At 68.9% G+C, this 14,679-nt stretch carries 14 protein-coding genes; 6 read left to right on the plus strand and 8 right to left on the minus strand.

From position 1 onward, the window contains the following. Positions 1 to 7: 7 nt before the first annotated feature. From AC0J5J_RS01125 to AC0J5J_RS01150, 6 genes are all read left to right on the plus strand, one after another. Positions 8 to 3,748, plus strand: a complete 3,741-nt coding sequence (locus AC0J5J_RS01125; protein ID WP_474900178.1) for a nitrate reductase subunit alpha — start codon at positions 8 to 10, stop codon at positions 3,746 to 3,748. After that, positions 3,749 to 5,428, plus strand: a complete 1,680-nt coding sequence (gene narH / locus AC0J5J_RS01130) for a nitrate reductase subunit beta (protein WP_134422885.1) — start codon at positions 3,749 to 3,751, stop codon at positions 5,426 to 5,428. Beyond that, positions 5,425 to 6,114 (plus strand): nitrate reductase molybdenum cofactor assembly chaperone, encoded by a 690-nt coding sequence (narJ, locus tag AC0J5J_RS01135; protein ID WP_474899067.1) that lies wholly within the window; start codon positions 5,425 to 5,427, stop codon positions 6,112 to 6,114. The genes narH and narJ overlap by 4 nt, the downstream gene beginning before the upstream one ends. Further along, positions 6,111 to 6,884: a respiratory nitrate reductase subunit gamma gene (narI, locus tag AC0J5J_RS01140; protein WP_134422889.1), complete on the plus strand. Its 774-nt coding sequence runs from the start codon at positions 6,111 to 6,113 to the stop codon at positions 6,882 to 6,884. Before narJ ends, narI begins: the two co-directional genes overlap by 4 nt. Positions 6,885 to 6,980: 96 nt before the next feature. Continuing rightward, positions 6,981 to 8,414 carry a DUF2252 domain-containing protein gene (locus AC0J5J_RS01145; RefSeq protein WP_474899069.1) on the plus strand — a complete coding sequence of 478 codons (1,434 nt, stop codon included), beginning with the start codon at positions 6,981 to 6,983 and terminating at the stop codon, positions 8,412 to 8,414. Between the two features lie 114 nt (positions 8,415 to 8,528). Then, positions 8,529 to 9,050, plus strand: coding sequence for a DUF2231 domain-containing protein (locus AC0J5J_RS01150; RefSeq protein WP_134422893.1), 522 nt, complete (start codon positions 8,529 to 8,531; stop codon positions 9,048 to 9,050). 24 nt (positions 9,051 to 9,074) lie between these two features. On the opposite strand, the gene AC0J5J_RS01155 is transcribed toward AC0J5J_RS01150, so the two are convergent. The 8 genes from AC0J5J_RS01155 to AC0J5J_RS01190 form a co-directional block, all read right to left on the minus strand. Further along, entirely contained in the window at positions 9,075 to 9,593 is a 519-nt protein-coding gene (locus AC0J5J_RS01155; protein WP_474899070.1) for a flavodoxin family protein, read from the minus strand. 55 nt (positions 9,594 to 9,648) lie between these two features. After that, positions 9,649 to 10,116, minus strand: coding sequence for an SRPBCC domain-containing protein (locus AC0J5J_RS01160; RefSeq protein WP_474899072.1), 468 nt, complete (start codon positions 10,114 to 10,116; stop codon positions 9,649 to 9,651). Between the two features lie 15 nt (positions 10,117 to 10,131). Further along, the gene (locus tag AC0J5J_RS01165) at positions 10,132 to 11,457 is read right to left on the minus strand and encodes an MFS transporter (protein ID WP_134422899.1); all 1,326 of its coding nucleotides are present in this window, start codon (positions 11,455 to 11,457) and stop codon (positions 10,132 to 10,134) included. Between the two features lie 149 nt (positions 11,458 to 11,606). Further along, entirely contained in the window at positions 11,607 to 11,846 is a 240-nt protein-coding gene (locus tag AC0J5J_RS01170) for a MoaD/ThiS family protein (protein ID WP_134422901.1), read from the minus strand. Then, positions 11,846 to 12,133 carry a DUF6457 domain-containing protein gene (locus AC0J5J_RS01175; RefSeq protein ID WP_134422903.1) on the minus strand — a complete coding sequence of 96 codons (288 nt, stop codon included), beginning with the start codon at positions 12,131 to 12,133 and terminating at the stop codon, positions 11,846 to 11,848. Before AC0J5J_RS01175 ends, AC0J5J_RS01170 begins: the two co-directional genes overlap by 1 nt. Further along, the gene (gene mobA, locus AC0J5J_RS01180; protein WP_474899074.1) at positions 12,130 to 12,840 is read right to left on the minus strand and encodes a molybdenum cofactor guanylyltransferase; all 711 of its coding nucleotides are present in this window, start codon (positions 12,838 to 12,840) and stop codon (positions 12,130 to 12,132) included. Before mobA ends, AC0J5J_RS01175 begins: the two co-directional genes overlap by 4 nt. Before the next feature lie 8 nt (positions 12,841 to 12,848). Beyond that, positions 12,849 to 13,346 carry a cyclic pyranopterin monophosphate synthase MoaC gene (moaC, locus tag AC0J5J_RS01185; protein WP_134422905.1) on the minus strand — a complete coding sequence of 166 codons (498 nt, stop codon included), beginning with the start codon at positions 13,344 to 13,346 and terminating at the stop codon, positions 12,849 to 12,851. Next, the gene (locus AC0J5J_RS01190; RefSeq protein ID WP_474899076.1) at positions 13,343 to 14,677 is read right to left on the minus strand and encodes a molybdopterin molybdotransferase MoeA; all 1,335 of its coding nucleotides are present in this window, start codon (positions 14,675 to 14,677) and stop codon (positions 13,343 to 13,345) included. The genes moaC and AC0J5J_RS01190 overlap by 4 nt, the downstream gene beginning before the upstream one ends. Positions 14,678 to 14,679 lie beyond the last annotated feature (2 nt).

Here is a 14,679-nt window from a genome sequence, read left to right on the forward strand (position 1 = left end):
TAAGACCGTGCCGGCCAAGCCCGGCATCGACGGCCCGATCGACGACACGATCCTGAAACTCGGGCGCTTCCTGCGCCGCGGCAAGGCGTCGCCCGACCTGCGCTCCGTGTTCCTTGAGGGCGGCCGCGACGCCGACTCGTTCTACCGTGACCGCTGGACCCACGACAAAGAGGTGCGGTCCACCCACGGAGTGAACTGCACCGGCTCCTGCTCCTGGAAGGTGTACGTCAAGGACGGCATCATCACCTGGGAGACCCAGCAGACCGACTACCCCTCCGTCGGCCCCGACTCACCCGAATACGAGCCCCGCGGCTGCCCCCGCGGCGCCGCCTTCAGCTGGTACACCTACTCGCCGACGCGCGTGAAATACCCCTACGTCCGCGGGGTGCTGCTCGACCTGTACCGTGCCGCGAAGGCCCGCACGGGCGACCCGGTGCTCGCCTGGGCCGAGGTCACCGGTGACCCCGAGAGCGCACGCGCCTACAAGAGCGCCCGCGGCAAGGGCGGTCTGGTGCGTGCCAGCTGGGACGAGGCCGCCGAGATCGTCGCGGCCGCCCACGTGCACACCATCAAGAAGTACGGCCCCGACCGCATCGCCGGCTTCTCGCCGATCCCCGCCATGTCGATCGTCTCGCAGGGGGTGGGCAACCGGTTCATCTCCATGCTCGGCGGCACCATGCTCTCGTTCTACGACTGGTACGCCGACCTGCCCGTCGCCTCCCCGCAGGTGTTCGGCGACCAGACCGACGTGCCCGAATCGGCCGACTGGTGGAACTCGTCCTACCTGATCATGTGGGGCTCCAACGTGCCCGTCACCCGCACGCCCGATGCGCACTTCATGGTCGAGGCTCGGTACAAGGGCCAGAAGGTCATCACCGTCTCACCCGACTACGCCGACAACTCCAAGTTCGCCGACGAGTGGCTGGCCGTGCACCCCGGCACCGACGGCGCTCTCGCGCTGGCCATGGGCCACGTCGTGCTCAAGGAATTCCTCGTCGACCGCCGCACGCCCCGCTTCGTCGACTACATGAAGCGCTACAGCGACTCTGCCTACCTGATCAGCCTCACCAAGCGCGGCGACGCGTACGTGCCCGGCAAGTTCGTGACCGCGGATGCCCTGCCCGGCCTCGACCCGACGGTCGCCAGCGCCGCGTTCAAGCCGGTGCTTCTCGACCAGAACGGCCAGGTGGTCGTGCCCAACGGTTCGATCGGGCACCGCTTCTCCGAGACCGACGCCGGCAAGTGGAACCTCGACCTCGAGGGAGTCGACCCGCTCCTGTCCATCGCGGACGCCCCCGACTACGACCAGGCCTCCGTCGCCATCGACATGCCCCGGTTCGACGTGGCACCGGAGAGCGACGAGATCGGCGAGCAGCACGCCGGCGGCGCGGGCGTCATCCGTCGCGGCGTGCCCGTGCGGATGGTGGCCGGCCGGCTGGTCACCACCGTGTTCGACCTGCTGCTCGCGCAGTACGGCGTGGGCCGGCCGGGCCTGCCCGGCGTCTGGCCCACCGGCTACGACGACGCCACCTCGCCCGGAACCCCGGCCTGGCAGGAGGGCATCACCTCGGTGCCGATGCAGGCCGCCGAGCGGATCGGCCGCGAGTTCGCGCAGAACGCGGAAGACTCCGGTGGGCGCTCGATGATCCTGATGGGCGCCGGAACCAACCACTGGTTCCACTCCGACACCATCTACCGGGCCTTCCTCGCCCTGACCACCATGACCGGTTGCCAGGGCGTCAACGGCGGCGGCTGGGCCCACTACGTCGGTCAGGAGAAGGTGCGCCCGCTGACCGGGTACGGCCAGTACGCATTCGGCCTGGACTGGGTGCGCCCGCCCCGCCAGATGATCGGCACGGGTTTCTTCTACCTCGCCACCGACCAGTGGCGTTACGACGGCCTCTCCGCCGACACCCTGTCCAGCCCGCTCGGCGTGGGTACCTTCAAGGACCGCACCACCGCCGACTGCCTGGTCGAGTCGACCAAGCGCGGCTGGATGCCCGGCTACCCCACCTTCAACCGCAACTCGCTCGACCTCGTCGACGACGCGGTGGCCGCGGGCGTCGACCCGGCCCAGTACGTGGTCGAGTCCCTCGGCGACGGCACCCTGGAATACGCCATCGAAGACCCGGACGCGCCGGAGAACTTCCCGCGGGTGCTCGTGGTCTGGCGGGCCAACGTGATCGGCTCGTCCGGCAAGGGCAACGAGTACTTCCTCAAGCACCTGCTCGGCACCAAGAACGCCGTGCGTGCCCCCGAATCGCCGCCGGAGAAGCGACCGAAGACCATGAAGTGGCACGAGACCGCGCCCGAGGGCAAGCTCGACCTCATGGTCACCAGCGATTTCCGCATGACGAGCACCACCATCTTCAGCGACGTGGTGCTGCCGCCGGCCACCTGGTACGAGAAGAACGACCTGTCGACGACCGACATGCATCCATTCATCCACTCGTTCAACCCGGCGATCGCCCCGCCGTGGCAGGCGAAGACCGACTTCGACATCTTCCACATCCTCGCCGAGAAGATCTCCGAGATGAGCGTGGAGCACCTCGGGGTGCGGAGCGACCTCGTCGCCGTGCCGCTGCTGCACGACACCCCGGATGCGATGAGCGCCCCGCACGGCATCGTCGAGTACGACCAGGTGCTGGTGCCCGGCGTGACCATGCCCAAGCTCGTCGTGGTCGAACGCGACTATCCGGCCTTCGCCGCGCGGCTCGGGGCCCTCGGGCCGCTGACCGAGAAGCTCGGCATGGTCACCAAGGGCGTCAAGTTCAACCCCGACGTCGAGGTGGCCTACCTGGCGAAGAAGAACGGGCTGGTCGAGAGCGGCCCCGCCGCGGGCCGGCCGCAGCTGAAGACCGCCATCCAGGCCTGCGAGATGGTGCTGGCGCTCTCCGGAACGACCAACGGCCGACTCGGCACGCAGGGCTTCCGCCAGATGGAGGAGCGCACCGGCATGAAGCTGGCGCACCTGGCCAGCGACAACGAGGGCCGCCGCTTCTCCTACCCGGATGTGCAGGGAGCCCCGGTGCCGGTGCTCACCTCCCCGGAGTGGTCCGGCAGCGAGCACGGAGGCCGCCGCTACAGCGCGTTCACGATCAACGTGGAGCATCTGAAGCCGTGGCACACGCTCACCGGGCGGCAGCACTTCTACCTCGACCATGACTGGATGATCGAGCTGGGGGAGACCCTGCCGATCTTCCGGCCGCCGCTGGACATGCACCGTTTGTTCGAGGATTCCATCGTCGGGTCGACCTCCGCCACCGGGGCGACCGGGTCGAAGGGCCGCGCCGAGGTGGCCGTGCGCTACCTCACCCCGCACTCCAAGTGGTCGATCCACTCCGAGTACCAGGACAACCTGATGATGCTGTCGCTGTCCCGCGGCGGACCCACCATCTGGATGTCCCCACTCGACGCCGACAAGATCGGCGTGCGCGACAACGAGTGGATCGAGTCCTACAACCGCAACGGCGTCGTCGTGGCCCGGGCGGTCGTGTCGCACCGGATGCCCGAGGGCACCGTGTACATGTACCACGCGAAGGACCGCACCATCAACGTGCCCATCGCGGAGACGAGCGGCATGCGCGGTGGAACGAACAATTCGCTCACCCGCATCCTGCTGAAGCCGAGCCACCTGATCGGTGGCTACGCGCAGTTGTCCTTCGCTTTCAATTACCTCGGCCCGACCGGGAACCAACGCGACGAGGTCACCGTGATCCGTCGACGCAGCCAGGAGGTTGAGTACTAAATGCGCGTAATGGCTCAGATGTCGATGATCATGAATCTCGACAAGTGCATCGGCTGCCACACCTGTTCGGTGACCTGCAAGCAGGTGTGGACCAACCGCACCGGCGTCGAATACGTCTGGTTCAACAACGTGGAGACCAAGCCCGGCGTCGGCTACCCGCGCCGTTACGAAGACCAGGAGAAGTGGAAGGGCGGTTGGCAGCGCAACAAGCGCGGACGCCTGAAACTGCGCTCCGGCGGCCGGATCAAGCGCCTCGCCACCATCTTCAACAACCCGGACCTCCCGGTGATCGACGACTACTACGAGCCGTGGACCTACGACTACGACATGCTGACCAAGGCTCCGCTGAGCACGGAGAGCCCCGTCGCCCGGCCCAAGTCGCTGCTCACCGGCCAGAACATGGACATCAAATGGTCCGGCAACTGGGACGACGACCTCGGCGGCTCCCAGGAGACCGCGGCCGACGACCCCATCCTCGCCACCATGAGCGAGCACGTGAAGATGGAGTTCGAGAACACCTTCATGTTCTACCTGCCGCGCATCTGCGAGCACTGCCTGAACCCTGCCTGCGTCGCGGCCTGCCCCTCGGGCGCCATGTACAAGCGCGAGGAGGACGGCATCGTCCTCGTCGACGAAGACGGATGCCGCGGCTGGCGCATGTGCGTCTCCGCCTGCCCCTACAAGAAGGTCTACTTCAACCACAAGACGGGCAAAGCGGAGAAGTGCACGCTCTGCTACCCGCTGATCGAGCAGGGCAAGCCCACCATCTGCTCGGAGACCTGCGTCGGCCGGCTCCGCTACCTCGGCCTGATGCTCTACGACGCCGATGCGGTTCTCGCGCAGGCCTCGGTCGAGAACGAGCACGACCTGCTGGACGCCCAGCGCGCCTGCTTCCTCGACCCGTTCGACCCGGAGGTCATCGCCGCGGCGAAGGCCGAAGGCATGGAGGACGACTGGATCCTCGCCGCCCAGAACAGCCCGATCTACAAGCTCATCTCCGAGTACAAGGTGGCTCTGCCGCTGCACCCGGAGTACCGCACCATGCCCATGGTCTGGTACATCCCCCCGCTGTCCCCGGTGGTCGACGTCATCTCGACCACCAACAACGACGGTGAGGATGCCCGCACCCTGTTCGCCGCGATCGACAAGCTCCGCATCCCGGTGGAGTACCTCGCCGGACTGTTCTCGGCCGGGGACGTCGTGCCCGTCGAGGACTCGCTGCGGAAGCTCGCCGCCATGCGGTCCTACATGCGCGACATCAACCTGGGCCGCGACCGTGACGAGTCCATCCCGGAAGCGGTCGGCATGACCGGCACCGAGATCGAGGCCATGTACCGGCTGCTGGCCATCGCCAAGTACGAGGACCGGTACGTCATCCCCAAGGCGCACGTCGAGACGGCGCGTGAACTGGAAGAACTCGCCTGCTCGCTCGACACCGACGGCGGCCCCGGTATGGGCGGCCCCACCGCCGCCACGGCGGCCGGCCCCTACGGGAAGACCCCCGGGATGCCGCTGAACGCGACCGTCGACAACTACAACCAGATGGTCGGCAAGGGCGGCGAACGCACCAAACCCACCACCCCGGGCCGGGTCAACCTGCTCAACTGGACCGGCGGAGGCGTGCCCGACGGCATGTTCCCGCCCCGGACCATCGATGGCGCCACCGGGAGTCCCGCATGAGACTGAAGCTCCCGACCCGGAAGATCACCGCACTGCCCCTGTCCGCGGAGGACGGCCGCCTGGCGCATATGGCGGCGTCCATTCTGCTCGACTACCCCAACGAGGAACGACGGTCGCGCTTCGCGGCCGTCGCCGCGTCGGTGGCTCTGCTGCCGGATCCGCTCCGCCACGCCTTCGAGGCGTTCCTCAGCGCAGCGGATGCGATGACGCAGCAGGAGCTGGAGATCCACTTCACGGCCACGTTCGACCTCAAGCGCAAGTGCTGCCCGTACCTGAGCTACTACGCGGCGGGCGACACCCGCCGTCGCGGCATGGCGCTGGTGCGCTTCGTCGAGGCCTACCGCGCTGCCGGCTGGGAGGTCGCGGCCGATGAACTGCCCGACTACCTGCCGATGGTGCTCGAATTCTCCGCGTTGAGTGACTCACCCATCGCCCAGGAGCTGCTCGCCGCACACCGGGACGGGATCGAGGTGCTCCGCACGGCACTCGAGGCCGTGCCGAGTCCCTACTCCCATGTCGTCGAGGCGGTCTCCCTGTCGCTGCCGAAGATCGACGAGGAAACGCGTCAGCGCTACCTCAACCTGGTGAACGAAGGTCCGCCGACCGAGACGGTCGGCATGACCTTCCTCGGCAATCTCAAACCGTTCTCGCCCTCCGGCGCGAACACAGAGGACGTACGAGTATGAATCCGCTCGACATTCTGCTCTGGGTGGCGTTCCCCTACGCCGCCGCCGGGGTCTTCATCGTCGGCCACCTGCTGCGCTACCGGTTCGACCAGTTCGGCTGGACGTCCCGGTCGAGCCAGACCTACGAGAACAAGTGGCTCCGCTGGGGCTCGCCCCTGTTCCACTACGGCATCCTGATGGTCTTCGGCGGGCACATCGTCGGACTCTTCATCCCCAAGCCGTGGCTCGAATTCTTCGGCGTCACCGAGCACATCTACCACCTCGGGGCCACCTGGCTGGGTAGCATCGCCGCGGTGCTGACCATCGCCGGCCTGGTCATCCTGCTGGTCCGTCGCCGCCTGGTCGCCCGGGTCAAACTGGTCACAACCGTGATGGACAAGGTCATGTACCTGTTCCTCACCGGCACGATCGCGTTCGGCACGACCGCGACCGTGCTCTACCAGGTGCTTGGGGCCGGTTACGACTACCGCGGGTCGATCTCACCGTGGATCCGCAGCCTCTACGGCTTCCAGCCGGACCCGGCGCTGATGAGCGACGTGCCGTTCTTCTTCCAGCTGCACGTGCTCTGTGCGACCAGCCTGTTCCTGCTGTGGCCGTTCACCCGCCTGGTGCACGTCTTCTCGGCGCCGCTCGGCTACTTCGTGCGGCCCTACATCGTCTACCGCTCGCGCGACGGCCACCGCGGCACCGGCGCCGTGAAGGCACGCCGGGGCTGGGAGAAGAGCGAGTTGCCGCGCGGCACCCGTGACAAGGAGGGCAGCCGCCGGTAGAAGCCCGGCCCGGAGACGTTGACTCCGGCGCGCGGCCGGGCAATCGTGGAGGCGTCCTCACTCCTCGCTTGCCCCGCAGCAGAAAGGTCGCCGATCATGACCGCACCCAAGGTCCAGCACCTCAGCGTCGCGGAGCGGAAGGCGCGCGGCAAGGGCGCGCGCGAACACACGCCCCTCACCAGCCACCGAGGCTGGGTCCCCGCCGCCGACCGCCCCGACCCGGTCACCGTGCTGGAGGCCCAGAACATCACCCGGGAGCAGGACCTGGTGCCGGTGCGCCACGGCCGGATGCTGGTCTCACCCTTCACCTTCTATCGGGGATCGGCCAAGGTGATGGCGACCGACCTGAAGGACACCCCGCGGGCGGGCCTGATCACCCAGCTCTGCGGTGACGCCCACCTGTCGAATTTCGGCATATTCGCGTCACCCGAGCGGCTGCTCCTCTTCGACCTCAACGACTTCGATGAGACGCTCCCCGGTCCGTTCGAGTACGACGTGCTGCGGATGACCGCCAGTTTCACGATCGCGTCCCGGAACAACGGGTTCAGCGCGTCGGACGCACGGGATGTGACCCTCGCGGCGGTCCGCGCGTATCGGGAGACCATGGCCTCGTTCGCCCAGATGCGCACCATGGACATCTGGTACGCAAGGTTGTCCCAGGAGGACCTGACGAAGGCCCTCCAGCAGTCTGTGGGCACCGGGACCGGCAAGCAGCGGAAACTGAACCGGACCATCGAGAAGACGATGAAGCGCAACTCGGCGAAGGCCCGCACCAGGGACAGCCTGCAGGCTCTCTCCAAACTCGCCGAGTTCGACGACGGGCAGTACCGGATCGTGAGTCAGCCGCCGATCGTGATCCCCGCCCGAGAACTCCTCGACGCGTTCGGGATGTCAGCCGAGGAGACCCGGCGCGCTATCCTCGACCAGTTGCGCGCCTACCGGGCCACCCTTCCGGACGACCGCCGTCATCTGCTCGAGCAGTTCCAGCTGGTCGACGTGGCCCGCAAGGTGGTGGGTGTCGGCAGTGTCGGCACCCGCTCCTTCATCGCCCTGCTCCAGGGGCGAGATCAACAGGACCCGCTCTTCCTGCAGATCAAGGAGGCCACGGCATCCGTTCTGGAAGACCACCTGCCGAAGAGTCGTTACAAGCAACCGGGGGAGCGGGTCGTACAGGGCCAACGGCTGATGCAGGCCGCCAGCGACATCTACCTGGGCTGGACGAAGGGCGTGCAGGAGAACCGCTTCATGTACTGGCGGCAACTGCGCGACATGAAGGGGTCTGCCGAGGTCGAGTCGATGAAACCGGCCGGGCTGTCGCTCTACGCCCACGCCTGCGGCTGGACGCTCGCCCGGGCGCACGCCCGCTCGGGCGACCCGATCGCGATCGCGGCGTACCTCGGCAAGAGCGACAAGTTCGACACGTCGGTCACCGACTTCTCCGAGCGCTACGCCGACCAGAACGACCGGGACTATGCCCGGTTCGCCGAGGCGGTGCGTTCCGGCCGCCTGCAGGCGGTCGAGGGCGTTTAAACGAGCCGATGAGGGAAGGCTGCACTTCGTGGCGGGGTGCGGTAACGGTGCCTAGCATTGCAAATATGCAGGCTCACCTCCGTGTCTGCCCGGTATACCCTCGCAGGGAGTCCCATGTTCGAAGCGTTACTCGACACCATTGCAGGCCTGCCCGTGCACCCGCTCGTGGTGCACGCGACCGAGGTCGTCGTTCCCACCGCAGCCCTCGTCGTCGTCGTCGCCGCCCTCTGGCCCCGGTTCCGAAAGTGGGCCAAATTCCTGCCGCTGCTCCTCGCCCTGGCCGCCGTCGTGCTCGTGCCGCTGGCCACCGAATCCGGAGAGGCGCTCGAAGAGCGGGTCGCCGAGACCGCCCTCGTCGAGACCCACACCGAGATGGCCGAGGGGCTGCTGCCCTGGGTGGCCGGACTGGTCGTTGTCGCCGCCGTGCTGCTCTGGTGGAATTACCGGGAGATCGTCGGCCGCTCATCCGTTGCCCGCGCCCCGAAATGGGTTGCCATCGTGCTGGCCGTGGCCGCGCTGGTCGCCGCCACCGGCACGACCGTGCAGGCCGTCCGGATCGGACACAGCGGGGCTGCCTCCGTCTGGTCCGAGGTCGGGGGAGTGCCGGCGCCCACGGACGGCGGAGACGAGGACTAAGACGAGCACCGGGCCGCGCTGAGCTCAGTCGGTCACGGAGCTGCCGGTGCCCAGACCGGTGGCGACCTCGCGGGCCCACTCGGCCGCCCGTTCGAGTTCGCCGTCCACCAGCGGGCCGCCGTAGCCGTGCACGTGGAAGCTCCTCTGCCTGGTCACGATCTCGAAGCCGAGGCTCTTCAGCTCCTGCTTCGCCGCCCGCGCCGCCGAGCCCGGCAGGCGCGGCGCGTTCGTGCGGGTGTCGAAGGTCGCGGCCTTGACGCCCGGTGCCGGGGCGAGCTCGTTCAGCCATTCCCGGATGCCGTGGGTCGGTATCCGGGGTGCGTCGTGCTGGCGCACGGCATCCTCCCGGGTACCCGGCCGCGTCATCGAGAAGGCATGTGTCGGACCGCCCACCAGCACGAGATCGAAGCCGTCGACGGATGCCGGTGCGGCGTCGGAATCGACGATCTCCACCTCCATCGTGGTGCCGAGTTCCGCGGCGATCGCCTGGGCGACCTTCTCCGTGTTGCCCCATTGGGATTCGTAGACCACGAGTGCACGCATGACGACCTCCGGCTTTTCGACCCAGAGTACGTCGACGAGGCTGACGGAGAAAGCTCTAGTCGGCGGTCGAGGCGCGTTCCTCGGCGAGTTCGGTGAGCCGGGCGAGGGCACGAGGCCATTGCGCGGCGAACATGGCCGTGAACTCTTCGTCGGTGTCGACCTCCACCACCAGGGTCGTCACCCCGTCGGACTCCCTGAAGGAGTAATCCTCGTGGGCGCCCGCGAATCGCTGCGCGTGTGCGCTCGTGGTGTCGTTGATGCCCCCGGAGACTTCGCCCAGGTATTCCAGAGAGATGAACTCGTCCGGCCGGAGGTCGACGACCCTCGCCACCAGCCCGCTGAGGGTGCCGTCGTCGCCCGGGGCGAGGAAACGAATCACCTGCCCCGGGTTCCAGCTGCCGACGAAGTGGGAACCGTCGTGGAACAGCCGGGTCCATTCCCGGTAGGTCGACTGGTCCAGCATGGTGGTCCAGACCGTGTGCACCGGAGCGTCGATCCGGGTCGTGAAGTGCAGCTTGTCCATGCCGGGATCGTACAACTAGCTGGGGAAGGGTGCATCCTTGCGGGCGTAGTAGAACCAGGCGAGCCAGGTGCAGAAGACGCAGAACACGGCGCAGCCGGCGAAGAACGCGGTCGGGCTGATGACGGTGAGCGAGATTCCCACCACGAACGGTCCGAAGGCGGCGATCGCGGATGTCCAGGCGATGGCGCCGCCGGCCTGGCGCTTCGGGAAGATCATCGGCATCTGCTTGAACGTGCCGGCGTTGGCCAGCCCGGCGAAGAAGAAGATGATCAGCATCCCGGTGAGGAAGCCCCAGAACTCATCCACGCTGGTCGGGGTGAGGAAGAACGCGGTGAGGGTCGTGCCTGCCACCATGCCGAGCCCGCCGATGAAGGTGAAGATCGCACCGCCCCACTTGTCGCAGAACGGGCCGCTCGCCGCTCGCACCAGGGCGCCGAGGACGGGGCCGATGAAGGCGAAGGCCAGCGGGTTCGGGGCATCCGGGAAGTCGCCGTAGACGTTGAGGATGATCAGGCCCATCTGCGCGGCCAGGCCGCTGTAGGCGCCGAAGCTCATCAGGTAGATGGCCGTCATGATCCAGGTGTGCTTGACCCGGAAGATGTCCATCTGCTGGCGGAAATTCGCCGTGATGGGAACCCGGCGCAGGTAGACGACGGCCAGGACCACGGCCAGCAGGGCCCAGGGGATGAGCACCAGACCGCCGTTGTGCAGCCAGACGAGGTCACCCTCGGCGCTGCTCTGCGGGGTGAGGGCGGCGGTGCCGAGCAGACCGAATCCGACCACCCAGGGCAGGATCAGCTGCATCAGGCCGATGCCGAAGTTGCCGAGGCCAGCCTGCAGGCCCAGGGCCGTTCCGGCGAGGCGCTTGGGAAAGAAGTAGCTGGTCGAGGCCATGAAACCGGAGAATGTGCCGCCGCCGATGCCGGCCGCGAAAGCCAGGGCGAGGAGCACCCAGTAGGGCGTGGACGTGTCCCGGGCGGCGAGGGTCCAGCCGAGCATGGGGATCACGAGGAGGGCCGACGACATGGCGACGAGCGATCGGGTGCCCATGATCGGCGGCAGGAACATGAAGACCAGGCGCAGCAGCCCACCCGCGAGGCCGGGGAGGGCGACGAGCCAGTACAGCTGGCTGGGCTCGAGGGAATAGCCGATGTCGTTCAGGCGCGGCGCGATCGCACTGACGAGGTACCAGGCGGCGAAGCTGAGCGTCAGGCTGAAGGTGGTGATCCACAGGGTGCGCCAGGCGAGCTTCGGATCCCAGGTCTCGTCGTTCTCCGGATCCCAGTTGGACAGATCCGGCTTGAGCTTCGAGGCGAACTGCGGTGTCGTGTCGACTGACATTGTGTTTCCTTGGCCTGGGTGGGCTGCCGGGCACACGGCCCGCGTAGCTTCCACCCTCGCGGTGCGGCCGGATTGCGACAACGCGCGAACGCCGTGACAAATGAATCGGCTGGATTCGAACCCGAACCGCCGGGCTCAGCCGGTAAGGATCAGCCGCCGGCGAAGGGCGGCAGCACGTCGACGGTGTCGCCGCCGGAGAGGGTTACCGTGTCATCCGTCGCCCGCGTGCCGTTCACGAGCAGGGAGCACCGGCCGAGGATGCGCTCGAACTCGGCGCCGTAGAGGCCGGTGAGCTGGGCGCGCAGGTCGCCGACGCTGGTCGCGTCGATCGCGGCCGCGTCGGCGGCGGCGGCCTCGGCGGCCGCGGCGAAGAAACGGATGGTCGCCATCAGCGGACCTCCACCGGCTGGTCGGGCGGCCAGCTGAGCGCGAGCTGGGTGGCCAGTGCGCTGGCAGCCTCGATGTCGGCGGCCGTGCCGCCGTTGCGGGCCGCGGCCAGCCCGACCAGAAACGTGCTCAGCGGGGCGGCGGGCCGGGCCACGTTGTGGGCCACGTCGCGAGCCACGTCGAGCAGGGTGCCCACGGGCACGTCGGCCGGATCGAGGCCGAGTGCGGCGGCGAGGGCGGCAAGCCACTCGTCGAGAGCCTCGGGGGGAAGCGGGGTTGAGGTGCTCATTCGGTATCACTCCTCGGGGGGATGCTCCGCGGTGGGGTGCTGGTCAGCAGTGCGGAACTCCTCTCCACATCCTGCCATGTGTCCACGTCGGCGCCGGTGCCGCCTTCGTCGGTGACGCCGCGCAGCTCGAGCGGGGCGAGCAGCGCGCGCATGCTGGCGCCGTGAGCGTCGGCCCCGAGTCGTCGGGCGGCCGCGCCGAGGGGTGCCTGCCGATAGATCCCCGCGAGCCACTGCGCGCGGCCCCCCGTATCGATCAGGTGCAGGCCGTCAACGGATGCCGGCAGCGCCGGGTCGGTCGCCGCCGGCACCAGCAGACGGGCGGCATCCGCTGCCCAGGGAAGGTCGCAGGCCAGTACCAGCACCCAGCCGGCCGGGGCGTCGGAGGCAGAGACGCGCTCGAGCGCGGCGAGCCCCGCTACGATCCCGGCGACCGGGCCGCCGAACGGCGGGTCCTCGAGGGTCCAGGTCGGCTCGGCCCGGTGGCCGGCCGGGACGGCCGCCCGGGCCTCCTCCGGCCCGACCACGACGACGTGCCGGGCGAGGCTCCGGGCGTCCAGCACGCGGGACAGCAGGGTGCGGCCGGCCACCTCGACCGCGGGTTTGACCGCGCCGTCGAGCCTCCGGGCGCGGCCGCCGGCCAGCACGATCAGGTCGATCAGGTCGATCGGGTCGATCGGCTCGATCGGGTCGATCAGTTCGGTGGCCACGACCACGGCTACGCGTTCGGGCGGTGCCAGTCGCCGGACTTGCCGCCCGTCTTGGTGATCAGGCGCACGTTCTCGATCATGACGGACTTGTCGAGACCCTTCACCATGTCGACGACGGCGAGGGCGGCCACCGACACCGCAGTCAGTGCCTCCATCTCGACGCCCGTGCGGTCGGCGGTGCGCACGGTGGCCGTGACGCGCACGCCGGTGTCCTCGATGACGAGGTCGACGGCGGCGCCGTGCACCCCGATCACATGCGCGAGGGGGAGCAGGTCGGCGCACTTCTTGGCACCCTGGATGCCGGCGATCCGGGCCACGGCCAGCACATCGCCCTTGGGGGTGCTGCCGTCGCGGAGCGCGGCGATGACCTTCGGGCCGCAGGCCACGAAGCCGGCCGCCGTGGCGCTGCGCACGGTGGGCTGCTTCTCGGTCACGTCGACCATGCGAGCCTGGCCGGCGGAATCGAGGTGCGTGAAGGGGTGTGCGGTCGGGTCGGGAGCGGTCATGACAACAGCATGACAGTGACCCGGTCGCCCTCGGCAATCCGGGTCACGTTCTCCGGCACGATGGCCAACCCGACCGCCTGGCCGAGGCCCGCGACGAGATGCGATCCCGAGCCGCCCGCCGCGGCGCGGCGCACCACGCTCCGGGTGCCCTCGCCCTCGAGGGTCACCGGCATGTACTGGGCGCGTCCGAGCGGGGAGTTCCAGCTCTCCGCGGTGGTCGCGGAGATGGTGGTGCGGAACAGGTCGGTGTGGCCGCCGAGCCGGCGCAGGGCCGGCCGCACGAAGACCTCGAACGAGACGAAGGCACTGACCGGGTTGCCGGGAAGGGCGAAGATGAGTGGCCCGTCGACTGCCGGAGCACCGTCGGCGGTGGCCGGGGCGGCCGGCCACCGGCCGAAGCCCTGGGGCTTGCCCGGTTGCATCTTCACGGGGCCGAACCGTACGGTGCCGAGCGGGGCGAGCACGGCCTTGACCACGTCGTAGGCTCCGACGCTCACCCCGCCGGAGAGCACGATGGCGTCGACGGTGCCGGCCAGGCCGGCCAGCAGGCTGCGGAGCGTGCTCTCATCGTCGGGAACGGCGCCGAGCCGGATCGGCACCCCGCCGGCGGCGGCGACGGCCGCGGCGAGGAGATACGAGTTGGAGTCGGGGATCTGGCCGCGCCGGGTGGGCTCACCGGGGGTGACGAGCTCGCTGCCGGTGGAGATGACGGCCACGCGGGGGGCCGGATGCGCCAGCAGCCTCGACGTGCCGGCGCTGGCAGCGGCGGCCACCCGGGTCGGCCAGAGCACGCAGCCGCGGGCGAGCACGGTGTCGCCGGCGTGGGCGTCTTCGCCGGAACGACGGATGTGCGCTGCCGGAGCCGGTGCCCGGAGGATGGTGACCGTGACGGTGCCCTGATCGGTGTCCTCGATCGGCACCACGGCGTCCGCCCCGTCGGGCAGCGGCGCGCCCGTCATGATCCGGGCGACCTGACCGGTCTCCAGGTGCGGATTCTGGCTGGTTCCGGCCGCCAGGTCGGCGACCACCGTCAGCGTGACCGGATGATCCGGAGCAGCCTCGAGCAGGTCGGCGCGCATCACGGCGTAGCCGTCCATGGCCGAGTTGTCGAAGGGGGGAGTGTCCGTGGCGCTCCGCACGTCGTCGGCGAGAACGAGGCCGAGGGCCGCGTCGAGCGACACCAGCACGGGCGGCAGCGGGGCGACCGCGGCCAGCACGAAGGCGAGCTGGTCGGCGACGCTGCGGGCCGAGACGGGTGGGGCGCAGGCGTCAGCGGCCGTCCCGGGCTCGGATTCGTGCCGGTGCTCCTGCTGGTGCGTCGTCCCCGTCATGG

This window comes from Cryobacterium sp. TS_SC_7, from assembly GCF_056156285.1.